The sequence below is a fragment of the Photobacterium sp. GB-210 genome, assembly GCF_003026075.1.
In the GTDB taxonomy this organism is placed as follows: Bacteria; Pseudomonadota; Gammaproteobacteria; order Enterobacterales; family Vibrionaceae; genus Photobacterium.
In genome coordinates, this window is sequence record NZ_PYNU01000008.1 from 91,979 (window position 1) to 115,367 (window position 23,389).

Annotated in this window: 17 protein-coding genes and 1 pseudogene; 9 read left to right on the forward strand and 9 right to left on the reverse strand. The window is 39.8% G+C overall.

The features are described 5' to 3' along the window. The first annotated feature begins 10 nt into the window (after window positions 1–10). A complete protein-coding gene (gene deoD / locus C9J38_RS11965; RefSeq protein ID WP_107207301.1) occupies window positions 11–733 on the forward strand; it encodes a purine-nucleoside phosphorylase in 723 nt (240 codons plus the stop codon). 90 nt (window positions 734–823) lie between these two features. Here the strand turns inward: deoD and C9J38_RS11970 are convergent, their stop codons facing one another. Next, complete coding sequence (locus C9J38_RS11970) at window positions 824–1,438, reverse strand: YtjB family periplasmic protein (protein WP_107207302.1); 615 nt, start codon at window positions 1,436–1,438, stop codon at window positions 824–826. Between the two features lie 333 nt (window positions 1,439–1,771). Here C9J38_RS11970 and serB point away from each other — a divergent pair, with 333 nt between their 5' ends. After that, on the forward strand, window positions 1,772–2,737 hold the full coding sequence (serB, locus tag C9J38_RS11975) for a phosphoserine phosphatase (protein ID WP_107207303.1): 966 nt from the start codon (window positions 1,772–1,774) through the stop codon (window positions 2,735–2,737). A 90-nt stretch (window positions 2,738–2,827) separates the two neighbouring features. Here serB and C9J38_RS11980 read toward each other — a convergent pair whose 3' ends face one another. Then, the gene (locus C9J38_RS11980) at window positions 2,828–5,179 is read right to left on the reverse strand and encodes a PilZ domain-containing protein (RefSeq protein ID WP_107207304.1); all 2,352 of its coding nucleotides are present in this window, start codon (window positions 5,177–5,179) and stop codon (window positions 2,828–2,830) included. Window positions 5,180–5,326: 147 nt separating this feature from the next. Here C9J38_RS11980 and radA point away from each other — a divergent pair, with 147 nt between their 5' ends. Beyond that, window positions 5,327–6,721, forward strand: coding sequence for a DNA repair protein RadA (radA, locus tag C9J38_RS11985; RefSeq protein WP_005369493.1), 1,395 nt, complete (start codon window positions 5,327–5,329; stop codon window positions 6,719–6,721). A 66-nt stretch (window positions 6,722–6,787) separates the two neighbouring features. Here the strand turns inward: radA and C9J38_RS11990 are convergent, their stop codons facing one another. Both C9J38_RS11990 and ettA read right to left on the reverse strand, forming a co-directional pair. Continuing rightward, the gene (locus tag C9J38_RS11990) at window positions 6,788–7,771 is read right to left on the reverse strand and encodes a M23 family metallopeptidase (RefSeq protein ID WP_107207305.1); all 984 of its coding nucleotides are present in this window, start codon (window positions 7,769–7,771) and stop codon (window positions 6,788–6,790) included. Between the two features lie 183 nt (window positions 7,772–7,954). Beyond that, window positions 7,955–9,622: an energy-dependent translational throttle protein EttA gene (ettA, locus tag C9J38_RS11995; RefSeq protein WP_107207306.1), complete on the reverse strand. Its 1,668-nt coding sequence runs from the start codon at window positions 9,620–9,622 to the stop codon at window positions 7,955–7,957. Window positions 9,623–9,885: 263 nt separating this feature from the next. Here ettA and sltY point away from each other — a divergent pair, with 263 nt between their 5' ends. Both sltY and trpR read left to right on the forward strand, forming a co-directional pair. Beyond that, window positions 9,886–11,835, forward strand: coding sequence for a murein transglycosylase (sltY, locus tag C9J38_RS12000; protein WP_107207307.1), 1,950 nt, complete (start codon window positions 9,886–9,888; stop codon window positions 11,833–11,835). 156 nt (window positions 11,836–11,991) lie between these two features. After that, window positions 11,992–12,309 carry a trp operon repressor gene (gene trpR, locus C9J38_RS12005; protein ID WP_107207326.1) on the forward strand — a complete coding sequence of 106 codons (318 nt, stop codon included), beginning with the start codon at window positions 11,992–11,994 and terminating at the stop codon, window positions 12,307–12,309. 48 nt (window positions 12,310–12,357) lie between these two features. On the opposite strand, the gene yjjX is transcribed toward trpR, so the two are convergent. Both yjjX and C9J38_RS12015 read right to left on the reverse strand, forming a co-directional pair. After that, the gene (gene yjjX, locus C9J38_RS12010; protein ID WP_107207308.1) at window positions 12,358–12,873 is read right to left on the reverse strand and encodes an inosine/xanthosine triphosphatase; all 516 of its coding nucleotides are present in this window, start codon (window positions 12,871–12,873) and stop codon (window positions 12,358–12,360) included. 146 nt (window positions 12,874–13,019) lie between these two features. After that, a complete protein-coding gene (locus tag C9J38_RS12015) occupies window positions 13,020–13,661 on the reverse strand; it encodes a helix-turn-helix transcriptional regulator (RefSeq protein ID WP_045128392.1) in 642 nt (213 codons plus the stop codon). Window positions 13,662–14,338: 677 nt separating this feature from the next. Between C9J38_RS12015 and C9J38_RS12020 the strand changes: the two genes are divergently transcribed. Beyond that, entirely contained in the window at window positions 14,339–16,780 is a 2,442-nt protein-coding gene (locus C9J38_RS12020; protein ID WP_107207309.1) for a hypothetical protein, read from the forward strand. A gap of 57 nt (window positions 16,781–16,837) precedes the next feature. Here C9J38_RS12020 and ahpF read toward each other — a convergent pair whose 3' ends face one another. From ahpF to C9J38_RS12035, 3 genes are all read right to left on the reverse strand, one after another. Continuing rightward, window positions 16,838–18,418, reverse strand: a complete 1,581-nt coding sequence (gene ahpF / locus C9J38_RS12025) for an alkyl hydroperoxide reductase subunit F (protein WP_107207310.1) — start codon at window positions 18,416–18,418, stop codon at window positions 16,838–16,840. A gap of 252 nt (window positions 18,419–18,670) precedes the next feature. Then, window positions 18,671–19,228 (reverse strand): alkyl hydroperoxide reductase subunit C, encoded by a 558-nt coding sequence (ahpC, locus tag C9J38_RS12030; RefSeq protein WP_107207311.1) that lies wholly within the window; start codon window positions 19,226–19,228, stop codon window positions 18,671–18,673. A 424-nt stretch (window positions 19,229–19,652) separates the two neighbouring features. After that, window positions 19,653–21,119: a hypothetical protein gene (locus C9J38_RS12035; protein WP_107207312.1), complete on the reverse strand. Its 1,467-nt coding sequence runs from the start codon at window positions 21,117–21,119 to the stop codon at window positions 19,653–19,655. Between the two features lie 198 nt (window positions 21,120–21,317). Here C9J38_RS12035 and C9J38_RS22150 point away from each other — a divergent pair. From C9J38_RS22150 to C9J38_RS12045, 3 genes and pseudogenes are all read left to right on the forward strand, one after another. Then, a pseudogene (locus tag C9J38_RS22150) lies at window positions 21,318–21,497 on the forward strand (hypothetical protein); the annotation flags it as partial. Window positions 21,498–21,763: 266 nt separating this feature from the next. Next, on the forward strand, window positions 21,764–22,096 hold the full coding sequence (locus C9J38_RS12040) for a helix-turn-helix domain-containing protein (protein ID WP_107207327.1): 333 nt from the start codon (window positions 21,764–21,766) through the stop codon (window positions 22,094–22,096). Then, window positions 22,086–23,384 (forward strand): DNA cytosine methyltransferase, encoded by a 1,299-nt coding sequence (locus tag C9J38_RS12045; RefSeq protein ID WP_107207313.1) that lies wholly within the window; start codon window positions 22,086–22,088, stop codon window positions 23,382–23,384. The genes C9J38_RS12040 and C9J38_RS12045 overlap by 11 nt, the downstream gene beginning before the upstream one ends. Window positions 23,385–23,389 lie beyond the last annotated feature (5 nt).

A 23,389-nucleotide genomic window follows, 5' to 3' on the forward strand; every position in this document is an offset into this window, starting at 1 on the left:
GGATACAACTATGGCTACTCCACATATTAATGCTGAAATGGGTGATTTTGCAGATGTCGTTTTAATGCCGGGCGATCCGCTACGTGCTAAATACATCGCTGAAACTTTCCTAGATGATGCAAAAGAAGTATGTAACGTACGTAGTATGTTAGGCTTCACGGGCACATACAAAGGTCGCACGATCTCAGTTATGGGCCATGGTATGGGTATTCCATCATGTTCTATCTACGCAACAGAATTAATTAAAGATTTTGGTGTGAAGAAAATCATTCGTGTGGGTAGTTGTGGTGCTGTACGTGATGACGTTAAGTTACGTGATGTTGTTATCGGTATGGGCGCATCAACAGATTCTAAAGTAAACCGTATTCGTTTTGGCGGTCATGACTTTGCAGCGATTGCTGATTTCGGCATGGTACAAAATGCGGTAGATGCAGCAAAAGCGAAAGGTATCCCAGTTAAAGTGGGTAATATCTTCTCTGCTGATCTGTTCTACAATCCTGATTTTGAATTCTTCAAAACAATGGATAAGTACGGCATCGTTGGTGTTGAGATGGAAGCGGCTGGTATCTATGGTGTTGCAGCTGAGTTTGGTGCTAAAGCACTAACTATCTGTACTGTTTCTGATCACATCCTACGTGGCGAAGCAACAACATCGGAAGAGCGTCAATTAACATTCAACGAGATGATTGAAATCGCGTTAGATTCTGTGATCCTAGGTGATGCAGAAGCATAATCTTTACTGATTACGCACAAAAAAACGGAAACAGCTCGGCTGTTTCCGTTTTTTTTATCTTGTTAATTTGTCTGCGATTAACAACCGTATTTAATCTTTCGCGTTTGCCGTAAGAAAAAACGGAAAGTGCCAAATATCCTTTCTGCGACCGAAGGTAAAAGCAAGCAACAATCCAATCATTAATGAAGCCAATGTTAAGCCTCGAATAATACGGGTCATATAATGAATTTGGTCTTTGGCATGAGCTAACAACTTATTGTGCTCAAGCGTAATACGAACAAAACCAATCACATGCTTATTAGCAAAAATAGGCTCAACAATTTGCTGGCGACCAATGCTGGCCATCGCAAGCGGTGTTGATAGCCCCGTTAGTTGTGTCAATGGCATTGAGTTATCGGTTTTCGCCAAGGTCACACCTTCAATATTGTAGATAGTGGCGTCCAAAATTAATGGCTCATCGGATAAGTTATTCACCAATTTTTGTAATTTATCTTGGTTATTATCCGTAATATCACTGGCTGCATTTTCTGCCGCTTGTCGTACTAACATACGTGATAATGTTTGAGTTTGCTCACTTAGCATTTGGTAGTTACGCTGGGTTAAGAGCGCGCTGTATTCCAGCATTCCAATTAATACTAAGCCACATAATAGGAGAACAGAAAGCCGTCCTAGATGTTGCCAGCGTTTCTTTTTCCACTTTATCATCGAGTTAACCTTTGCTGTGTTCTGATGGTATTTTACACGATAATAGAGTCGTTAAGAATATCCCTGTTTATTTGATTTATTAGTAATAAAAACAGATGGTTAAATGTCCGTTCTGATATTTAGTCATAAATAATTACTCTTTTTATTGTATTTATTTAAGATAAATAAGTGAAAATTAACTATGTTTCATTACAGTTTAGTAACATTTTTGGGTTGCTCTTCACTATCAGTATCGGTAGTTTGTAAAGAAGTAGCGACAAATTGCACCATTATTACGATATTGCCATTTAAATCATCGTAATATAGCAATAAGTTACTTTTAGGATAAATAATATGGATATTGAGTACGTGCTGAAAATAAAAAAACACCCCACGCTGTATAAACGTTTCCCACAATTATTAACGGTAACCAATGGTGATAAACGCCAAGCGCAATGGTTATTTTATGGGAAAAATATTAGCCATTATGATGTTGAATTATTAAATAGTGCAGTACACGGTGATCTTCAATTGCTGGCCGGCTGGAAAGTGGGATCTTATGATGTTTTCACGATCGCGAATGATCTTACTGAGCAAGCAGAGCAAACACTGGCTGAATTACAGTTAGATTACTTCCAGCTTTCCGATCTTCCTGAGTTAGCGGAGCCAGGTTTAGTTGTTTTTGATATGGACTCTACCGCGATTCAAATTGAATGTATTGATGAAATCGCTAAGTTAGCTGGTGTGGGAGAGCAAGTCGCTGAAGTGACAGAGCGAGCGATGCAAGGTGAACTCGATTTTGAGCAGAGTTTACGTCAACGTGTTGGTACACTCGAAGGTGCCGATGAAGCGATATTGGCTCAAGTAAAAGAAAACTTACCCTTTATGCCTGAGATGCGTGAAGTAGTGGCAACATTGCATGCCTATGGCTGGAAAGTCGCGATTGCGTCGGGTGGCTTTACTTATTTCTCTGATTATTTACAGCAAGAGTTAGACTTAGTTGGGGCGTTCTCAAATCAATTAGAAATCGTTGATGGTAAATTAACGGGGAATGTTCTTGGTGATGTGGTGGATGCGCAAGCAAAAGCGAATATCTTGCAAAGTCTTGCTGAGCAATATGATATCGAACCACACAATACGGTCGCTGTAGGTGATGGAGCAAATGATCTGGTGATGATGAAAGCGGCAGGTTTAGGGATTGCTTATCACGCGAAACCGAAAGTTGAACAACAAGCACCTGCCGTGATCCGCCACGCTGATCTCGGTGGTATTTTATGTATCTTATCAGCATCGCTCGTACCGCAACGACTAAGCTGGTAAGCCATTTAGAAATAGATAAAAAGCCGTTGATTGTCTCTATTTATTATAGAAACGATCAACGGCTTTTTTAATGGCTAAAGAAAAGCGTTATTAGCTGATCTCTAATCGAACTAACACTTCATCTGTTATATCAAAGATTTCGCCGCAACCGATCAAAGAAATAAATTCGGCTTCTAAAGCTCGTGCTCGATGGAGAGTTAAACGCGCTAATTCACTCAGTTTTTCACCAATTAATGCTGTTAAAGGATTAAAAATAGGTAAGGCGGTGACACGAATAGCGATAAAGCTACCGCTTTTTCGTGCAAATGAGATAAAGCGAATACGCTCTTCGACGCTTTCAAACTCATAGCTAGCTTTAACTGCTATCTTTTTTACCTTGCCATCAATTTGCTCAAAAGCGATATAGAGTTCATGGACATAAGGTTCACGTATATTCTCGATAGGGCGCATTGGATACGCTAACATTTCTTTTACTCGACGCTTAAACAGTAAGCCAAGTTCAAAATGTTTTTGCTCGCCCAGCTGATAAAAAATATCAGCGAGTGGCGACAGTGGAAAGTTTGATCCAACAGCTTTGACTTTTATTTTGTGATCTATCTTTTCGGCAAAATAAGGAATGCTATTTAAGCGGGTTAATAGCATTTGGTGCATAGCAAGTAACATAGCAGGCGAGGGAAGTTGCTCCTCACAAAGAGCGAACCTTTCTTCATTATTTTGAATAAGTTTACGTAAAAACTTTTCACCGACGCGTGATTCTTGACTATCTCGTATCGTAAGTTGGATATTTTTTCCGTTAGGGCTAGTCCGAATCACTTGATAGGGCATACGGGTTAAGATGTCGAGTTTAGCCAAGCGCTGTAGTTGCTCAAATTTAATCGTAACGTGATCATCTTTTTTACAGCGAAATGGCGTATCAAGATTAATATTGAGTCCACGGCTCGAAAAGTCGATAGAGTGGCCATGGCTAATTAATTGCCCTTGTTGATATAACGAGATCGTTGTTTTATAGCTAAAACGAGATTCACTGCGTTGAGGTTTTGGATCAAAATGGATCGCTTCAGCCAAACAAACCGGATTTTTAGGATGTCTAAATGGGTTGATCGCTTGGCTGGATAACGTTGATTTCTGCGTTAAATGATAATCTGATTGGGTATTTTTATGGGTGATATCTTGCAGAACCCCAACATGGGTGAGATCTTGGAATTTCTCAATCATTTCAGGGGCAACATCATTGAGCTTCTCAAGCTCTTGTTGACGTAAAGGGGAAACCGTCAACCGCATCACTCGCCAACTATCACGGTGCGAGCCTAATTGCCAAAAAATACGGCGTTGTTCTTGGTCCATTTCAGGTAAAGCGGCAGAATAAAAATAACGGTGGCCTTGATGATCGTGATGGAAGCAATAAATTAAGGTGCTAGATTGCTTTAGCCCTTTATGTCCAAGTGAAGCAATACGCTGCTCTGATAATAATTGATTGATCACGGGCTGATTACGTTCATCGTGCCAGTATTGCCATAAATAACGGTTGTGATCGGTCAGTAAAGCGTATTTAAGCTCAGTATCAGAGAAAAAGAGAGGCAGCCCGACGGTATGTTTAAGAAAGCAATGTTCATAGCCTTGGGTACGCGCCTGAATAATTTTATCTTCATGATTATTTCGATGGCGGAGTATGCCTTTATTTTGACTAGCGATGATCAGCTTTTTTAACGCTTCATTTTCACTTAGCGCAATGAGACGTAGCCATTTAAAGCTAGCGTCTTCAGGGTTATCATCAATGCCTAATACCCGATAGCGATGAGGTTGCTCTAAAAGAGGCTCGTTGTGTATTTCTGCCAATTGTGGGAAGTAAGCATCAATAGTCTGTCCTAACCGATAGCTAAAGGCCGAAGGGACTTTAAATTTCGCTCCTGATGAAGAAAGATCCGTTGTCATTCCCCAGATCTGTTGATTAAAAGGAATGCTGATAGTTACGGGGGTGCTAATTTGCAGTCGGTTTTCTTCTCGATGGAGATAATGACCAAAACGGATCAAATTAGCGGTAAATAACTCTGTGGTTACTTTTTTCTCCGTCGATGTTGCACGCTCACCTTGTTGATGTAATTCTCTAAAATTATTATGCGTGTTCACCAAGGCCTCATAGAGACCAACGCAATATTGATTATTGAAGACCTTACTACGGCGGTGAAGAATATTAATAGCAACATCATCAAGCCAATGGGTTTGACCATTAAAAGTATAAGAGCGGCATTGACCTTTTACACGACCACGTAAATCAATGATTTTTTTGCACGGGGCCATTAACCGATTAATTTCCATTTTGATACGGAGTTTGATCGGCCCTGATTCATTACTGGTTAAACTATCAAAAACTTGGTGGAAATCTTCACTTCCATAAGCAGGTAGTAGTTGCTCTATGAGTGCTTTGTAATCGTCCAACTGCATTTTATTTTCTGTTAAAAGATTCACTGATAGTATTATCTGCTAATGGTGATAAAAGTTTAATGTAAAGTAACAAAAATTCACATTTAAGTTGAGGTTTACATTGAATAATATTGGTTTATTCGATGGATTAGACATTTAGGGTAAAGAATGGCAAAAGCAGCAAAACGAGCATATGTTTGTAGTGATTGTGGGATGGACTTTGCTCGTTGGCAAGGTCAGTGCTCTGGATGTAAATCGTGGAATACGATCACTGAATTTACGATCCCTAACACCAAGTCTGGCTTAACCAGTAGCTCGGCACGTTCAAGTATTGGCGGCTATGCGGGTGTTGTGGGGGGCGGTTCTAAAAAACTCAATGAAGTTGAAACCGTTGAAGCTGAAAAAATGCTAACGGGCATTGGCGAGCTTGATCGTGTGTTATGCGGTGGTTTAACGACGGGATCAGTGAATATTATTTCTGGTGATCCAGGGGCGGGTAAAACAACGCTATTGTCAGATCTGGTTTCTCGGATGTCACAGCTGATGCCATCACTTTACTGTACAGCAGAAGAATCTCTGTCGCAGTTTAAGAACCGTGTAAACCGACTTAAGTTAAATTGCAATGAAGATAATTTATATCTGATGGCGGAAACCAGTGTTGAAGCGATCATCGCAGAGCTTGAAGTTAAGCAAATCAAGTTTGCGGTGATTGACTCCATTCAGGCGGTATCAACAGAGCTTGCCAATGGTAGTCCGGGTTCGCCATCGCAAGTAAAGGCGGCAGCGCAAGCATTAACGCAGTACTGTAAACAAAATAATGTGACGATGTTTTTGATCGCACATGTGAATAAAAACAATGAAATTGCCGGTCCTCAGACCCTTGTTCACATTGTCGATTCTCTGCTGCACATTGATACCAATGATGGGCAGGTACGTACATTGCGTGCCAATAAAAACCGTTTTGGTGATGTTGATACGGTTGGTATTTTCCGTATGACAGAGCGCGGTATGCTCAGTGTTGATAATCCAAGTGAGATCTTTTTATCTGGCTCAACAACAGAATCTTCAGGCTCTGCCATTACCTGTATTCGAAAAGGTAACCGTAACCTATTGTTAGAGATTCAGTGTTTAACCACTGAAACTGAAGGTGAGTTTCCACAGCGTGTTTGTGTGGGGTTGAATATGAACCGGATAAAGATGCTAACGGGGATCTTACGTAAACATGCGAAGACCAAGATTTATCACGATACTTTTTTCAATATTGTTGGCGGCTTGAAAATTGACGAGTCGGAAACCTGTATTGATTTGGCGCTGGTGGCGGCGTTGTTAAGTAGTCTGAATGAATTTGTGGTGCCGCGTACTACGTGCATTATGGGAGAGCTCAGTCTTAACGGTGATGTGCGCCCAATTGATAGCGGTGTACCTCGGGTAAAAGAAGCAGCGCAGCATGGTTTTACCGAAATTTTTATCCCTTACCGTAATTACCATAAATCGATGGAAGGCTTAGGGGCGAAGATCACGCCTGTCAAAACCATTCATGAGCTGTTAGATCTGATCAATTAATGAAATGCGAGAGGTGTTTCTTTTGAATAAAGAACCGTGCCTCTCGTTTTTCGTTATCGTTCACCGTTAAGGTGTGTTGGTTTGTTTGGAATTTGATTTCGGCTGACTAACGGTTTGAAATGTTGCTTCATGATTTTTAGAAGCAAGCTGTATCTGCATCTCAACCATACTACCCACCGTGTTGAGTAAGGATGCCCATTGCACATTGGGTTCTTTTTTAAAGATCGTGTCGAAGTTTTTAATATCCCAATTGACGAAGGGACGTGGATTTAACGGTTTTCCTAAAAAGTGGATCTCATAATGGAGATGAGGGCCTGTGGAAAGACCTGAATTTCCTGTCCAGCCAATCAATTCCCCTTTATTCACAAATTGCCCTGCTTTGACATTAAATTTGCTCATATGGGAGTAAGTCGATACAAATCCCATGGCGTGATTTAAGATCAGTTGATTACCATAACCATGTTTGCTGCTCTTCGCTTTTTCTATTACCGCATCGGCTGGGGCATAAATAGGCGTCCCGCTTTTTGCCGCAAAGTCTAAACCATCATGCCTTTTTCGTTGTTTAGCTATAGGGTGCACACGGGTACCAAACCCTGATGTTAATTGTACATTTGGAGTGGGTTCACCATTAGGAATAAGCTGAAACAGGGTAGCTTTTACCGCCGAATTGATCGCAGCGGTATTAACGCGTTTTTGAAGATCAAGATCTTTATTTTTTTCACCTAATCCCAGCACACTCTCCATATCATCAATACGTTGATTAAGTATTGTTAAGGCTTGTTTTTTTTGCTCTATTGTCGCGTTCAACGTTCTATTTAATGCGGTTTCTTCAGATAATGATGCACTGAGCTCTAAGGCTTGTTTTTGTAGTTTAGAGACTTGCTGGTGGGAGCTTTGGGCTGAGGTATAAAGCTCAAATATGGCATGTGTACTGTAGGTAAGCGCGCCACAAAGCAGAAATAGGGCCCCATAACGAAAACTATTAATCAGTAATGCTTTTTTATTACTTTTATGTAGTTGGGTAGCAAGCGATTTTATATTAAACATCATGAAAGAAGACACATTGAGCAATTTCTGAAGCTAGAGTCTATGTGCTTAGATTAATTATTGCTAGTTACCTGTCTCTCATTTGTGTAATAGCCTTGCAGTTTAATGGTCTTATCTCCCTTGTTTTATTAATAAACAAAAAGAGCGACCGAAGCCGCTCTTTTTCATTTATCACGAGTGAATTGCTTATTTAGCAATACGCTTGTACTTGATACGGTGTGGTTCTGTCGCATCTGAGCCTAGCGTTTTCTTCAGCCAATCAGCGTATTCAGTGAAGTTACCTTCAAAGAAGTTCACCTGACCTTCGTCACGGTAGTCTAGGATGTGTGTTGCGATACGGTCTAGGAACCAACGGTCGTGCGAGATCACCATTGCACAGCCTGGGAACTCTAGTAGCGCTTCTTCTAGTGCACGTAGCGTTTCAACGTCAAGGTCGTTGGTTGGCTCATCGAGGAGTAATACGTTACCCCCTGCTTTAAGTAGTTTCGCAAGGTGAACACGGTTACGCTCACCACCAGATAGATCACCAATGCGTTTTTGTTGGTCACTACCTTTGAAGTTAAAGCGAGACACGTATGCACGCGCAGAGATTTCAAAGCTGTTGATCTTGATGATATCAGCGCCTTCAGAAATCTCTTGGTAAACCGTGTTGTTGTCGTTCATGCTATCGCGGAACTGCTCAACCGATGCCAGTTTCACAGTATCACCTAGCTCAATAGTACCTGAATCAGGTTGCTCTGTACCACTTAGCATCTTAAATAGGGTCGATTTACCCGCACCGTTGGCACCGATGATACCAACGATAGCACCCTTAGGCATGCTGAATGATAAGTCATCGATAAGTACGCGATCACCGAACGATTTGGTTAGGTTGTTCACTTCGATAACTTTGTCACCTAGACGCTCACCTGGTGGAATGAATAGCTCGTTAGTTTCATTACGCTTTTGGTGATCGTTGCTTTGTAGCTCTTCAAAGCGTGCCATACGTGCTTTCGATTTCGCTTGGCGACCTTTAGGGTTCTGACGTACCCACTCAAGTTCTTTCTCGATAGTCTTCTGTAACGCGCGCTCTTGAGATGCTTCTTGTTTTAGACGTGCATCTTTTTGCTCTAGCCATGAAGAGTAGTTACCTTGCCATGGAATACCTTCACCACGGTCAAGCTCTAAGATCCAGCCAGCAGCATTATCTAGGAAGTAACGGTCGTGCGTGATAGCCACAACAGTACCGCTGTAATCGACGAGGAAGTGCTCAAGCCATGCCACAGATTCAGCATCTAAGTGGTTGGTTGGTTCGTCAAGTAGGAGCATGTCAGGCTTATCAAGCAGTAGACGGCAGATAGCAACACGGCGACGCTCACCACCGGATAGGTTCTTAATCACAGCATCCCATTCAGGAAGACGAAGTGCATCTGCTGCACGCTCAAGTTGCATACCTAGGTTGTGACCATCTTTGGTCTCGATTAGTGCTTCAAGCTCGCCTTGCTCTTTAGCAAGTACATCAAAATCTGCATCAGGCTCTGCGTAAGCTGCGTATACTTGGTCAAGACGGATCAGTGCTTCTTTTACATCAGACACTGATTCTTCAACGATCTCACGTACCGTTTTACTTTCGTCTAGGATTGGTTCCTGTGGTAGGTAACCAATTTTTAGGCCTGCTTGTGGACGTGCTTCACCTTCGATATCAGTATCGATACCCGCCATGATACGTAGTAATGTTGATTTACCTGCACCGTTTAGACCGAGGACACCGATCTTAGCGCCAGGGAAAAAGCTCAGTGAAATATCTTTTAGAATTTGACGCTTAGGTGGGACGATTTTTCCCACTCGCGACATGGTATAGACGTAATCAGCCATATCCGTGTGTGATCTCTACTTAAAAAATGAAAGGGAATATTTTACCTGTTCTGGACTGAAGTTTAACAGAATTGTTTATATTTGGTGGCGAGAGCAATAAAAAAACTGACTCAAAAAAGCAGGTTGATTTCGCATAAATGTAACAAAAGGCTATTCCATTATCTGAATAGGCTTATGAATTATTTGCTAATATGATTGTCTCAGATGTAGTTGCTGGTACCGTTTAGCCCAAGCAACTGGGATTCTACTTTCATCTATTTGATATGGAGCTTCTAGTGCCACGCATTCCAACTTCCCCCAATATTTTTTCGATTGCACTGTTATCACTGGGCATGATTAGCACGTTTACCGTGCAGGCAGCCTCGTTAGAGCAACAGCGTACTTGGTATGATCAGGCGCAAACAGCGTTTGATAACAATAACATGGCGGTATTTAATGCCAACAAAAGTAAATTAGGTGGGTATCCGCTATACCCTTACTTGGAATACCGTCTCTTTAATAAAGACTTAGATAATAAAACACCTAGCCAAGTAAAAACCTTTGTTAACCAATATAAGGCATTGCCTTTTAGCCAAACCATTCAGCGTAACTACCTGTCTGATCTTGCAGGGGCTGAGAAATGGCGTGACTTCCTATCGATGCAGCCAACAGAGCCAAGTAGTACTTCTCTAAAATGTTCTTACTTTTATGCTAAGAGCCAAACCGGTCATGCAAGCCAAGCATGGGCGGGAGTAGAGAAACTGTGGGAGACGGGGGGAACATTACCTGCGGTTTGTGACCCATTATTAGAAGCATGGACGGCTGCGGGTAAACGTACTAATACCTTGATTCTTGATCGTATGTTGCTAGCGTTTAAGAAAGGGAATAAGAGTTTAGCTACCTATCTTGATAAGCAACTAACAGGCAGTTCACAAGCCACGGGTGACAAAATCCTTGCGCTATTAGATAAGCCTCAAGGCGTGGCTGATTTTGCTAAACAGAGCAAAGTGACCAAGTTCAACCAAGCGTTAACTGAAGCGGCCTATTATCGCTTAGCGCGTGCTGATGTTAAGCAAGCTGTTGCTTCATATAATCAAGTGGTTGCGGGCCAGCATTTTGATAAAGCAACCAAGCAAGCATTGGCTGATGCGGTGGCATCACGACTCATGTCAACCAGTGATCCTGCGTTAGCGAAATGGCGTGATAGCAAACTGAAAACGAGCCAAAACGTGAGTATTTTAGAACGTCGTATTCGTAATTCGATCCGTGAAGCGGATTGGAGCGGCGTACAAACGTGGATCAATCGCTTGCCAAAAGAGGCGAAAGACAGCTCTCGTTGGACATTCTGGCAAGCGCAGCTACTTGCGAAAAAAGGGCAAAAGAAGCAAGCCGATAAAATTTATCAATCACTGTTAGGTGAGCGTGATTTTTATAGTGCTGCTGCTGCAACAATCTTACATAAGCCGATTGTATACCCTAATCAAAAAGGGCCAACATCGACTAAGTTAATTCAACCTTATACTAAGACCTTAAAACGTATTGGTGAGTTAATAGATACTGATAGGCTAATAACAGCAAACCGTGAATGGGGCTACTTATTATCGAGAGTACAAGGGGTACAAACTAAACGTGAGTTAGCGGTATATGCGGAAAAACATAAGTGGCATCACTTAGCGGTTCAGGCGACGATTTCAGGTAAATTATGGGATCATATGGCACTTCGTTTCCCACTCGCGCATAAATGGTGGTTTGACTTCTTTAGTAAAAAACGGGGTATACCGACATCTACCATGATGGCATTAGCTCGACAAGAAAGTGCCTTAAATATTCATGCGCAATCACACGTTGGTGCGCGTGGTTTAATGCAATTAATGCCAGCAACAGCAGCGCATACAGCGAAGAAATTAGGCCGAGATTATGCTGGTAAAGAAAGCTTATTTGATCCTGGCGTTAATATTCGCTTAGGCAGTGGCTACCTAAAAATGATGCTAGATAACAATGACGATAATCGTATTTATTCTTTTGCTTCGTATAACGCAGGGCCTGGTCGCGTAAAACAGTGGAGAAAACAGACCGACGGTAAGTTAGATGTGTATAGCTTTATTGAGCAAATTCCATTTAATGAAACCCGAGGTTATGTGCAAAATGTGCTTATGTTCGATGTGTACTACAATGAACTAATGGGTAAAAAGGCACCGTTATTAACGCAGAAAGAGTTAAAAGCCCGTTATTAATAACAGTGACTTACTATCGTGATTAACCATAAAAGCCGAGTGTTGTGACACTCGGCTTTTTCTTATTTGTAATATCGAGAATTACTGGCTGATATCTTGGTGTCGATAGATTATCAAGGTACACTGCAGCAAGATGACATACCTGATGAGGTAACTATGACAACAACTTCTGATAGCCCTGACTTCACCGAGTGGCAGAATGTACTTGATTTGATCCGCCATGCTTCTGCAGAGGAGCGAGATGCGTTGTTATTCCAAGTATTATTAACTCATGATGAGCGAGAAGCATTAATTTCACGTGTGAATATCGTCCATGAATTACTCAATGGTGAACGTAGTCAGCGTAAGATCAGTGAATTATTAGGGGTCGGTGTTGCTACAATCACCCGAGGTTCTAATGAGTTAAAACATCAGGATGATGAAACAAAAGCATGGTTAGCGAATTTTCTTGCGCAGAATAAACCAGAGCAATAATCATGTTGAAAATAGGATATTGTTATTTCAACAATATCCTATTTTTTATTAGAACAATTGCGGATTAAGGAAAGGGATCAAAGCCAAGATTAACGCTTGCTGATAAACCGAGCTTCGCGTTAATAAATCATTGGTGAGCATCGCAATCGCTCCGCCTTTTTGTTTCACATTTTGTTGGTTAAACATTTCATCCATAATGTCACCTAATTCCATGCCTTGTTGTATTTTCTCAAGGGCTAATGGCGGTAACGGTAATGATGCTGAGCGTGATTCACTATATTGCCCGTCATGCTCTATCACCATCCATGCAAAGGTAAATTTGTCGTCAATCCCCGCTTCTAATCCCACAATGTAGTTAGCATCAGGACATTGTTCACGACAGTGTTTTACCCTATTTCGAGCGCCCAACAAGGTTTCTTCACTGGTAAGGGGCTGATCTCGAACACCACTTTGGGCCGCAATACCTTCAACATTAAAACAAAGCAGAGGAAAGGCGAGAGAGAAAGCATCGCGTACAGCAGCAACTTTTGCTGGGTTGGTTGAAGCGACCATAACTGTTTGCATGAGTGAATACCTAAATCAAATCGAATGCGTCTCAGTGTACTGGAAAGATATTGAGTCGGTAAACTATTGAAATGATATCGGGAAAAGGAAAATAAAAAAGCCCGCGATTTCTCGCAGGCTTTCGTATATTCGATGTTTTCTGATAATTACAGGCGATCGTAAGCCCAATCAGATTGGATGATGTAACCGTGAATTTGAAACTCATCGTTATTAACGAATAAGTTAGGAAAATCAGGTTGTGATGTAGAGAATACAACACCATCAGCGAGTTGCGTCATATGGTAAAAATCAGGCTCACTACCACGAACAGAAGCAAAAACAGGTTGCTTAGGACGGTAATCGGCTTTTTTTGTCGCTAGCGCATAGCTACCAACAGGCGCACATTGTGAAATATTTTCGTTATCGATTAACAGGCCTAAACACTCTTCACGCTCTAGGTGCTGGGGGATCGCGCGCTTGCTGATCACCTCGACAGAGCTACCGTCGTTATATGCTGAAAAGTCTTTACGATGAATAACAGGGATGTAAGTGCATGTCGCGGCACTATCTAACTCAGTACTGATTGTTGTTGTTGCTTGAGTACCTGTATCGACCTGACCTGTTAAAATATAACCAATAGAGGTATTTAATGTATCTGCAATTTTTTCTAGTTCACGAACTTCAATGCCGTACTTGCCGGATAGTTTACGGCTCATCGTGCCTTGTTGAAGATCTAGAGCTTCGCCAAGTTGTTTTTGGCTAATACCTTGAACCTTAGCTAAACGCTTAATTCTCTCTAAATATTCCATAACATTAGCTTCCTGCTTTAAAATAAGGTGAATGCAAAAGGGCATTCTTAAAAGTCATAATTGAGTTTACTTATTATTGTAATAAAGGAATCCCTTAAGCAACAAAAGTGAGATTTATCTAGGTAAAGAAATATACCCTGAGGGAAATATGGGTAAAAAAAGGGACAAAATGCGCGATTAAAAAAAAGTGACTAGAAGAGAATATCGCTAATACTGTATGAAATGTCACTGTAATAGTGGTTAGTGATTATAAGGTATTGATTAAAATAATTATATTAATAAATTCGATTGGTTTTCATGATGTCTCATTAAGGATTGATATGTATTCTGGTGCATATTTTATTTGAAATGGATATTAATAACCGTATTGGTTAGTGTTTGTAGGTATTTAATCGGTATTGTGTTTATCAATAGATATTTAATATTAAAGATCTTGACTATTCTCTCTTGGAATAAGTGTAAGTGCGGTTATCATCATAGAAAGAATTTTGAATATCAACAAAGACTGCCATGATAATTTAAATAAAATCAATGTTTAAGTTGTAGATGAGAGGTTGAGCTAAGGAATCATCGAATACACTATTACTTGTTATGCATCTAGATGCGCAGCCTGTATGCTCTTGGTTGAATTGTATTGATTAAGAGAATGCTTGGTGAGATATATAGTGGTTTCAATTATGCTTTTGGCTATGTTTGGTTGTAAGGAAGATAATGAAAAAAGTGATATTGGACCTTTATCTGATGTAGAGTCTTTTGCCCGCTCTAATGAGCAAGACGTTGTTGACAGTAATGATGCATTACCCCCAGAAAACCCTTCCGTTATAAATGATAATGTTTCTCCTCATCCTGAAGGTTCAACGGTTGTTGATGAAGACATAGAAAATCCTCAGCCTGAAGGTTCAACAGTTGTTGATGAGAATATAGAAGGAGATGAGACGCTTCCGATACCGGATCAAAATGAAAAAAAACAAGATATTAACCTACTTGTTTCAGTTGATGGTGTAACCGTTTCTCATTCAGATTTATTAGTATTTGATAAAGAAAATCGATTTATAATAAAAGATAATACTCAATATATATTACATAAAATTTCTGGCTGTAACGGTTACCTTGATAATGAATATTATATTATTAATGATATAAGTAGTTGTAACATTAATGCTGAATTTAAGAAGAAAAAATATCACGTAACATCTAACATTGAGGGTGATGGTGAGCTATTACCATCAGATTTTCATATTGAAAAAGATAAACAAATTAATGTAAGTATATCCCCTGGTAAGTTTAATAATCTGATCTCTATAAAAGGTTGTAACGGTGAATTAAATGGTGATTTTTATACCATTGATCGTGTTAATAACGATTGTAAAATAGAAGCTTTATTTGAAAAGGAACCGTTGACATCGATTAAATATGAAAATGTAAAATATACTGAGACAAACTTGCTGGTATCACCAAAAAAAACACCGATAGTTGATGCTGTTATCACTAATATAGAAAACAATGAACCGAGCAATAAATTTAACTTCACAGATATATATTTCAATTATATTGATGGCGACTGGCACATAGATAATAAAACATCATTACCTTTAAAAATGGTTTCTGTTAAGTTTGACGGTAATATAGTGCTAATACAATTATCACAACAATTACCACCATATAGTTCTGGTGTACTCGATTTTTATTCTGTATCTCCAGCAGATATTAAACTTGAAAGTCAAACTAAAATGTTTAATCCTCAAATGATTATGGGGCCTTATCAAGATTTATGTTCTGAAAAAGAAGGTGACGGTACAACGTGTTATTCTTTACCTGATGAAGTAGAAAGAAAAATTATTGAGGTCTATTTAGCTAATATGCACTTATTGGCGAATACATTTAATTATACAAAAGAAAAAGATGCTTTTTTTGAACGACGGTGCAGTTTAAATAATGAAAACTGTGATAATTATAGTGACGATTTACTTCCTATTTCACAAAGAAATTTAATGCGATTTGGTGCAGAAGGTCACCGATTAACATTAAAAGTGATGAGAAATGAATATAAAGCAGAAGGCGTTGGAGGGGGAAGTACGCCAAACTTATCGTTATTTGAAACAACGACAGGTGGGTGGGCTTCGATTTACTACAAGTACACTAAGCCTGAGTATAGTAAGTACAGGCATTTTACTAATTCAGCTTACACGACTTGGTATCATGAAATTGCTCATGGCTTTGGTTATGGGCACTCGAGTGGTATGACATATGGTTTTGCTGATTATTTTTCAGCAAGCCTCGTTTCAAATGATCTAACTGATATTGAGAGAACGCAATTACCTTTAAATCCTATTCCTGAATTATTATTAGAAACTGAATTTATAGATGATAATAAAATTAACATCGAATTTTTATCTAATACAGGCGCTGAATTAAAAAATGTAAAATTTGATGTTTTAACGTCTTGTCAATGGAACTACTCTCTTGAATATTATGACTCTTATGAAAATGACTCTGTTGTTATCCATTATGATGATGCCCCTAAGTGTCCTCTATTTTTAAGAGCTATATCGAGTGATTTAAAATTCATTGCCACTAATAAAATAAGTAAGTTTGAACTAACAACATCGAAGCAATATAAGATAAAAAATAAAACGTTTACTATTCTCAGTGATAGGCTTTTAGATAGAGAAGCAAATGGATGGGGAATTAGAAGCCTTTGCCCTTTAAATAACCATTTAGCAACGAAAGATGAGTATAGTGAATTATGGCAATACTTATATGATGCTGATAAGTTAGCATCTTTATCAAAAAAACTATATTTGGCATCAGATGGTCCCAGAGATTATGTTATTTGGCAACTTAACCTCACTATGGATGAAATGGTAGCTAAACATTATGGAATGACGAAATTGTTAAACTACCAAGGTCTGGCTTGTGTTACGGATGAACCATTAAAAGCTAATGATGAATATCAGGAACTTAATCTTGATAAAGAGTTTAATGATCCAAAGTATTGGCATACAACTGAATTAAATGATGTACTTTTTGGGAAAGTTAAAAACAAAAACTTCTGGCATGTAAGTAAAATAGAAAAAGCATTGTTTAATAAACACTATTCCCTTAAGTTAAATAATTAATTTTTTATAATAAAAAGGCCGACTCTTTCGAGTCGGCCTTAAAAATTAATAGTTATACTATTTATTATTGGGTGCAGGGGTGCGAATTAAGTAATCAAATGCCCCTAGACTTGCTTTAGCACCTTCACCCATTGCAATAATAATTTGTTTGTAAGGAACTGTTGTAACATCACCGGCTGCAAAAATACCGTTAACGTTAGTATTACCGTGAGCACCAATTTCAATCTCACCACGTGGTGTTAATGCAACGGCGGATTCTTTTAGCCACTCAGTGTTTGGCACTAAACCAATCTGAACAAAAATACCGGCAAGTTCGATGTGTTTGATTTCATCCGTGTTACGATCTTTGTAGCTGATACCTGTAACGCGAGTACCATTGCCAACCACTTCTGTCGTTTGTGCCATTTTAATAATGTCGATGTTAGGCATACTTTCTGCTTTATTGATCAACACTTGGTCAGCACGTAATGTGTCAGCAAATTCAAGCACAGTCACATGTTCAACAATACCCGCAAGATCAATCGCCGCTTCAATACCTGAGTTACCACCACCGATAACGGCTGTGCGCTTGCCTTTGAATAATGGACCGTCACAGTGAGGACAGTAAGCCACACCTTTATTGCGATACTCTTGTTCACCAGGAACGTTCATTTCACGCCAGCGAGCGCCAGTACTGATGATCACGCTACGTGCCTTTAACATTGCGCCGCTTTCTAGATAAACGTGCGTATAACCATCTTCAGTATCAGCAGCTTCAACAATGTTATTAACACGCTGCTCGCTCATAATATCAACGTTGTATTGTTTTACGTGCTCTTCAAGGCTTGCCGCTAAACGAGGGCCTTGGGTTTCTTTAACAGAAATAAAGTTCTCGATAGACATGGTATCCATTACCTGACCGCCGAAGCGCTCAGCAACAACACCAGTACGGATGCCTTTACGTGCCGCGTAGATTGCAGCAGATGCACCCGCTGGGCCACCACCGACAACTAATACATCAAATGGGGCTTTTTCGGTTAGGCTTGCCGCTACTTTTTTAGCTGCGCCCGTGTCTAACTTATTTAAAATTTCAGTAAGCGACATACGGCCTTGACCAAAGACTTCACCGTTCACATAAACAGTCGGTACTGCCATGATATTACGTTCAGTGACTTCGTCTTGGAAAGCTGCGCCATCAATCATGGTTGCTTTAATACGTGGGTTAATCGCTGCCATCATGTTGAACGCTTGCACAACATCAGGACAGTTCTGGCAAGATAATGAAATAAAGGTTTCAACAACAATATCTTGATCTAAAGCTGCGATTTGGTCGATAACCGCTTGCTCTAGTTTCATTGGGTGACCACCGCTGTGTAGTAGCGCCAATACCAATGAAGTAAATTCGTGTCCCATTGGAAGACCGGCAAAGCTCATTGAGGTCTGTTTGGTTGGGTTAACCACTTGCATTACAGGCTTACGTACACTGGCATTATTATCTTCAATAACACTCACTTTATCGTTTAGTTCTGCGATCTCGTGAGCAAGCTCATGCAGTTTTTGTGCAGTGTCACTATCATCTAAACTTAATACCAGTTGGATATCTGTTTTTAAATTTTCTAAATACGCTTTTAATTGCTGCTTCATGCTTTGTTCTAACATAATCTCGCCTTTTTAATTTATTTACGGCTTAACAGCAGATAAAGAATGCGGATCTACTGTTATACGACATATCGCCTATATAAAAAGGCTTAAATATGTTTGAAGGTATTTGAATGAATAAGGCACCAAACATGACGTTTATGCTTGATGCCTTATTACTTTTAAATAAGTGAATTATTTAAAAGTAGGATAAGTAATAAGTGAATCTATATAGAGAATAAAATCACTTATTATTATCAAAGGTAAAGAAGATTAGATCTTACCTACTAGGTCTAGAGAAGGAGTTAGTGTTGCTTCGCCTTCTTTCCATTTTGCAGGGCAAACTTCACCTGGGTGTGCTGCAACATATTGTGCTGCTTTCACTTTACGCATTAGATCATCAGCTTCACGACCGATACCTTCAGCAGTGATTTCCATTGCTTGGATAACACCTTGTGGATCGATGAGGAAAGTAGCGCGGTCTGCAAGACCTTGACCTTCACGCATCACATTGAAGTTATTAGTGATGTTACCCGTTTGGTCGCCTACCATGTAGTAGTTGATTTTACCGATAGTGTCAGAGCTGTCGTGCCATGCTTTGTGAGTGAAGTGAGTATCTGTAGATACAGAGAATACTTCAACGCCGCGCTCTTGAAGCTCTGCGTAATGGTCAGCTAGATCGCCAAGCTCAGTTGGACATACAAAAGTAAAGTCAGCAGGGTAGAAGAAGAATACCGCCCACTTACCTAAAACGTCTTTCTCAGTGATTTCTACGAATTTGCCTTCTTTGTAAGCTGTTGCGCTAAATGGCTTGATTTCTGTGTTGATCATGATGGAATCCTTTTAACTATAATTTTAAGTTTTTATGCTGTAGTGCAAATCAAATCTCTGAAGCCATTATTGTTAAAACAGCAAAATTTAGGAAATCGTTATAGCCGATACATTCAATAGCTTAAACCTATTAGGTTGAACGATTATTTTTAAACAGATGTTTAGATCGAGGCTAACGCGAGAAGATAAAGAATAGCTTTAGTTTAGGAGGGACGAGATCTGGCTCTGTTATTGAAATAAAAGGGTAATGGCAGTCAGGATCTTTAACACTCAGGCGTTCAATATTTCGATGCTCTTTGCGTTAAGAAAATAAGAAAAGAAATGACAAAATCAGATACAAAAAAGGCCACTTCCTAAGAAGTCGCCTTTAAATGTTTGTAATTAGTTCACGTTGATCTTATGAAATAATTATCTGTTTTATTGTTTATTCTACAGAGCTATTCATGCATTTACTTATAACATCTGTTGGTGTCCACGTAGTACCATCGTCAGAACAATAGTTTTCGTAAATTCCTGATTTAAATTGAATTATCTTACTCCATAGTCCTTGGGTGAGATCGCGGTCAATCCAGATGTAACGATCTTCTAGATTGGTTGCTTGGTTACGTAGTGCCGATGTTGAGTTGTGTGTAAATGAATCGGTAAAGTCTTGAGAAATGTAGTTGTATTGATCTAAGTCCTCAGGGGACATTGTTTCAAAAGCTAACGCCAAATCGCGATTGGTATATATATCTTTCTCATCGAACCTAAATTGCCCACCTTCGTCTATTTTTCCTATGTGCTCTAGGCCATTCGTACGGAAAGTTAAAATAGTTTGAGCGGTTAACGACGTCGAGTTCGTTACATCTTGGCAGTCCTGCAAAGAGGTAATGTCAGCAGCATGATGTTGGTTACGTAAACCATAGCCATCAGTCGATGCTTGTACCACTTCAATCACAGAGTTACAGCCGTCAGGTTCAATCGCAAAGTTTTCAAGCAATGTAAGGCCGCGTTCAGTCCGTTCGCGCTTCATTGAATCTTCCATTGTTTTAACTACAGTGGTTAAGTCATCTGACATGCGTTCGATACGTGCGGTGGTTGATTTGTCTTTGTATTGGACTCTTGTTACACGATGCCAATGAGTAGAGTTAGTTTCGTCTTCCATCATGTGGTTCCAATGCCCTTGCATATACTCAACGTCTGCATATACCACATTTGGATCTTGTAACATTACACGTGTTTCTTCATAAGATAACTGCATTCCCTTTACAAGGTTAGCAGCGCTAGAAGCTAACGCTGTATTACCGGATGCAATGAAATCACTGTATAGCTCTTTTACAGGTACGTTGAAGCGAAGCTGTAAACGGTACTCCTGCTCTTTCAACATCCCACTGATACGCTCGCGAGTTTCAGATTGTTCTTGAATAGTTGAGCAGCTAAGCATTCCTAGATTACTGGTTTCGAGATCTCGTTGAATATTGTCCCAAAGTATTGTTGTTAGCGGCGTGATATCACGAATATCCTTATCACTAGGTATGAATATCGCGGGCGCGATTGTCATGGTATATGCCGTTTCGACAACACCAAGATCTTCATCGATAGCACCAACAGGAACATCAACAATTGTGGGTACATAGTCAGCACAAGAAGCATCGCTATTTGATTTGATATCTAAAATATACGCACCATTGTCGCCTGTGATTGTTGTTGGTTCTCCTGCATCCAATTTACCGTTAAAGTTTAAATCTAAACCGACAGTGGCACCTTTGACATAACCATCAATGGCTTTACCTTGAATACTTCGAGTTGGGGCTGTGGTTGTGTTATCTGAATCAGAGCCACCGCCTCCTCCTCCACAGGCAGATAGCAGTAGCGTTGATAATATCGCAAGAGCAAGAGTTGATACTTTCAATATTTATCCCTTAATGAAAATATGTTTTAGATAAGTTTTATGTGTGAGGTAATCAGCGAGGCCGCATTTTATGTTGCGTGAGGAGGGAAATATAATGCTATGAATTGGAATTGTATTACGGGTAACTTTTTTGTATTGGTTATGTGTTCGTCTTCAAATTAAAAGCTATATCGTCGGTGGGAATGGGCATAGGTAGGGCATATATTTTATCCAACAGGTTGGCTTAAACTACTTAAACCCAGATTGTGCAGCTAAAGCACTAATGGCCGCAGGTTACCTGGTTCCTGATGGTGTAACCGACCACAGTGAAAAATCAGCCAGCCCGATAACACCCGCCCTCGCATGTACTGCGTGAAAGGCAGTATCTTGGCTGACTAAATAGGCGATAAACCCTGTGTGGGCTTATCGTTTGTAGTGTACTGGTTGTGCGCTTACTGGGGACGGGGCTTGTAATTGTGCTAAATGGAAAATAGTCTTGCGCTATTATCAGTAGATGATAAGATGCGTAGTTTATGTATAAACGTACAGTCTTTAGCTTGTTCAAAAGCTGTATTACGCATTCTCTAGCGCTGGTCTTTTTGATAGTTGATAGGGGAAAGTAGTGAGTGCGGGCAAACAATTCAAGTAAAAAAGCGAGTAAAGAAATGAAAAACGCAAAACAATCTCGCTGTGTGATTGGGATCAAAGGGCAAAGCTCAGACCCCGATTACCCTGTTGATATCTGGTTCGACTCGCTGAAATCGGTGGCCAATGTGCTGTCGAAAGAAAACCAGCAATTGTTAAAAGTGATTGCCGAGCAACAGCCGCAATCGGTAACTGAGCTGGCAGCACTTACCGGTCGGGCGGTGAGTAATGTGTCGAGAACATTGAAAACATTGGGCAAGTACAACTTGGTTGAAATGCAAAGCACAAAAACCATGCTTCGTCCTACAGTCATTCATCAAGAATTTTTAGTAGTAGTTAATAATGATCAATAAAACCAACGTCCTTTTACAAGCAGAAGAAATTATTAAACCCTTGGCACTTGAGCATGTGCCACAAGACAGTGACGTTGAAGCGGTAATTGACCAATGGTTACACGCCATTGCGACCGATAGCCAGTTTTACTGTAATTCAGAAATTAGCAAACCAGAACAACTCAAAGAACATGTAATAAGTCAGCTACAAAAAGATGGTTTATACACAACGAGATACGTGTTCTTTAATGAGGTATTTGGTGCTTTAAAGCTAAAGCCTGATTTTGACGGTAAGTTTCGTTTTATCGACTTATTTGCAGGAATCGGTGGGATCAGGTTAGGAGCTCAAGCCAATGGCGGGATTTGTGTATATTCTTCAGAATTCGATTCTTTCGCTCAGAATACATATTCATGTAATCATGGAGAGTATCCATTTGGTGACATAACAAAAGTTCAGGAAAAAAACATCCCTGATCACGACGTTCTTTTGGCTGGCTTCCCATGCCAACCATTCAGCTATTCAGGTCGCTGTGAAGGTTTTGAGGATAAAACAAGAGGCACGTTATTTTTCGATGTTCTTAGAATATTGGAGCAAAAAAAACCAAAGTTTGCACTTTTAGAGAACGTGAAAGGTTTTAAATCCCATAACAAAGGGGAGACTATGTTTATAGCGCTCAAAGCGTTAGAAGAAGCAGGTTATGATCCTCATTGGACTATTCTGAACAGCTACGATTATGGCGTTCCTCAATATCGTGAAAGGTGGTACTGCGTTGCTATTCGAAAGGATCTCGGTATTACTGATTTTTCATTTCCAGACTTTAAAGATAGGAAAACTAAACTTAAAGATATAATTAACTTAAGCGAAGATGACCAGTCTTTATCAATCACGGATTTTGAAAAAAATAGAATTAAATATCATTTTGATAATTATGAAAAACAGGAAAGAGTTCAGCATGACAACTCAATGTATCAACCTCATACTAAGAAAGGAAGGCATGGAGTATTTTCCTTCTTGAAACCTGATGGTTCTTTAAGGTTTCATGTCGGAGACGTTGCAAAAACTCAGATACAAGAAGCGTTTTACGCTAGCTTAGAAACGTATGCACCCACGATTATTGCTAATCGTGTCCCAAAATTATGGGATATCCAGAGAAAGCTATCTGTAGCTGAATCGCTACGTCTTCAGGGCTTCCCAGGTGAATTTCATTTCAGAGTATCTAAAGCACAAGCCTATAAGCAATTAGGTAACTCAGTAACAGTAAATGTCGTTCAAGCAATTATTAAAAATATTATAAAAGTTAAGGGCTGATTAGT

Bases quoted from the DNA above. Each gene is read 5' to 3' on its own strand.
- deoD (WP_107207301.1), top strand. From the start codon at position 11: ATGGCTACTCCACATATTAATGCTGAAATGGGTGATTTTGCAGATGTC.
- C9J38_RS11970 (WP_107207302.1), bottom strand. From the start codon at position 1,438: ATGATAAAGTGGAAAAAGAAACGCTGGCAACATCTAGGACGGCTTTCT.
- serB (WP_107207303.1), top strand. From the start codon at position 1,772: ATGGATATTGAGTACGTGCTGAAAATAAAAAAACACCCCACGCTGTAT.
- C9J38_RS11980 (WP_107207304.1), bottom strand. From the start codon at position 5,179: ATGCAGTTGGACGATTACAAAGCACTCATAGAGCAACTACTACCTGCT.
- radA (WP_005369493.1), top strand. From the start codon at position 5,327: ATGGCAAAAGCAGCAAAACGAGCATATGTTTGTAGTGATTGTGGGATG.
- C9J38_RS11990 (WP_107207305.1), bottom strand. From the start codon at position 7,771: ATGATGTTTAATATAAAATCGCTTGCTACCCAACTACATAAAAGTAAT.
- ettA (WP_107207306.1), bottom strand. From the start codon at position 9,622: ATGGCTGATTACGTCTATACCATGTCGCGAGTGGGAAAAATCGTCCCA.
- sltY (WP_107207307.1), top strand. From the start codon at position 9,886: ATGGAGCTTCTAGTGCCACGCATTCCAACTTCCCCCAATATTTTTTCG.
- trpR (WP_107207326.1), top strand. From the start codon at position 11,992: ATGACAACAACTTCTGATAGCCCTGACTTCACCGAGTGGCAGAATGTA.
- yjjX (WP_107207308.1), bottom strand. From the start codon at position 12,873: ATGCAAACAGTTATGGTCGCTTCAACCAACCCAGCAAAAGTTGCTGCT.
- C9J38_RS12015 (WP_045128392.1), bottom strand. From the start codon at position 13,661: ATGGAATATTTAGAGAGAATTAAGCGTTTAGCTAAGGTTCAAGGTATT.
- C9J38_RS12020 (WP_107207309.1), top strand. From the start codon at position 14,339: ATGCTTTTGGCTATGTTTGGTTGTAAGGAAGATAATGAAAAAAGTGAT.
- ahpF (WP_107207310.1), bottom strand. From the start codon at position 18,418: ATGTTAGAACAAAGCATGAAGCAGCAATTAAAAGCGTATTTAGAAAAT.
- ahpC (WP_107207311.1), bottom strand. From the start codon at position 19,228: ATGATCAACACAGAAATCAAGCCATTTAGCGCAACAGCTTACAAAGAA.
- C9J38_RS12040 (WP_107207327.1), top strand. From the start codon at position 21,764: ATGAAAAACGCAAAACAATCTCGCTGTGTGATTGGGATCAAAGGGCAA.
- C9J38_RS12045 (WP_107207313.1), top strand. From the start codon at position 22,086: ATGATCAATAAAACCAACGTCCTTTTACAAGCAGAAGAAATTATTAAA.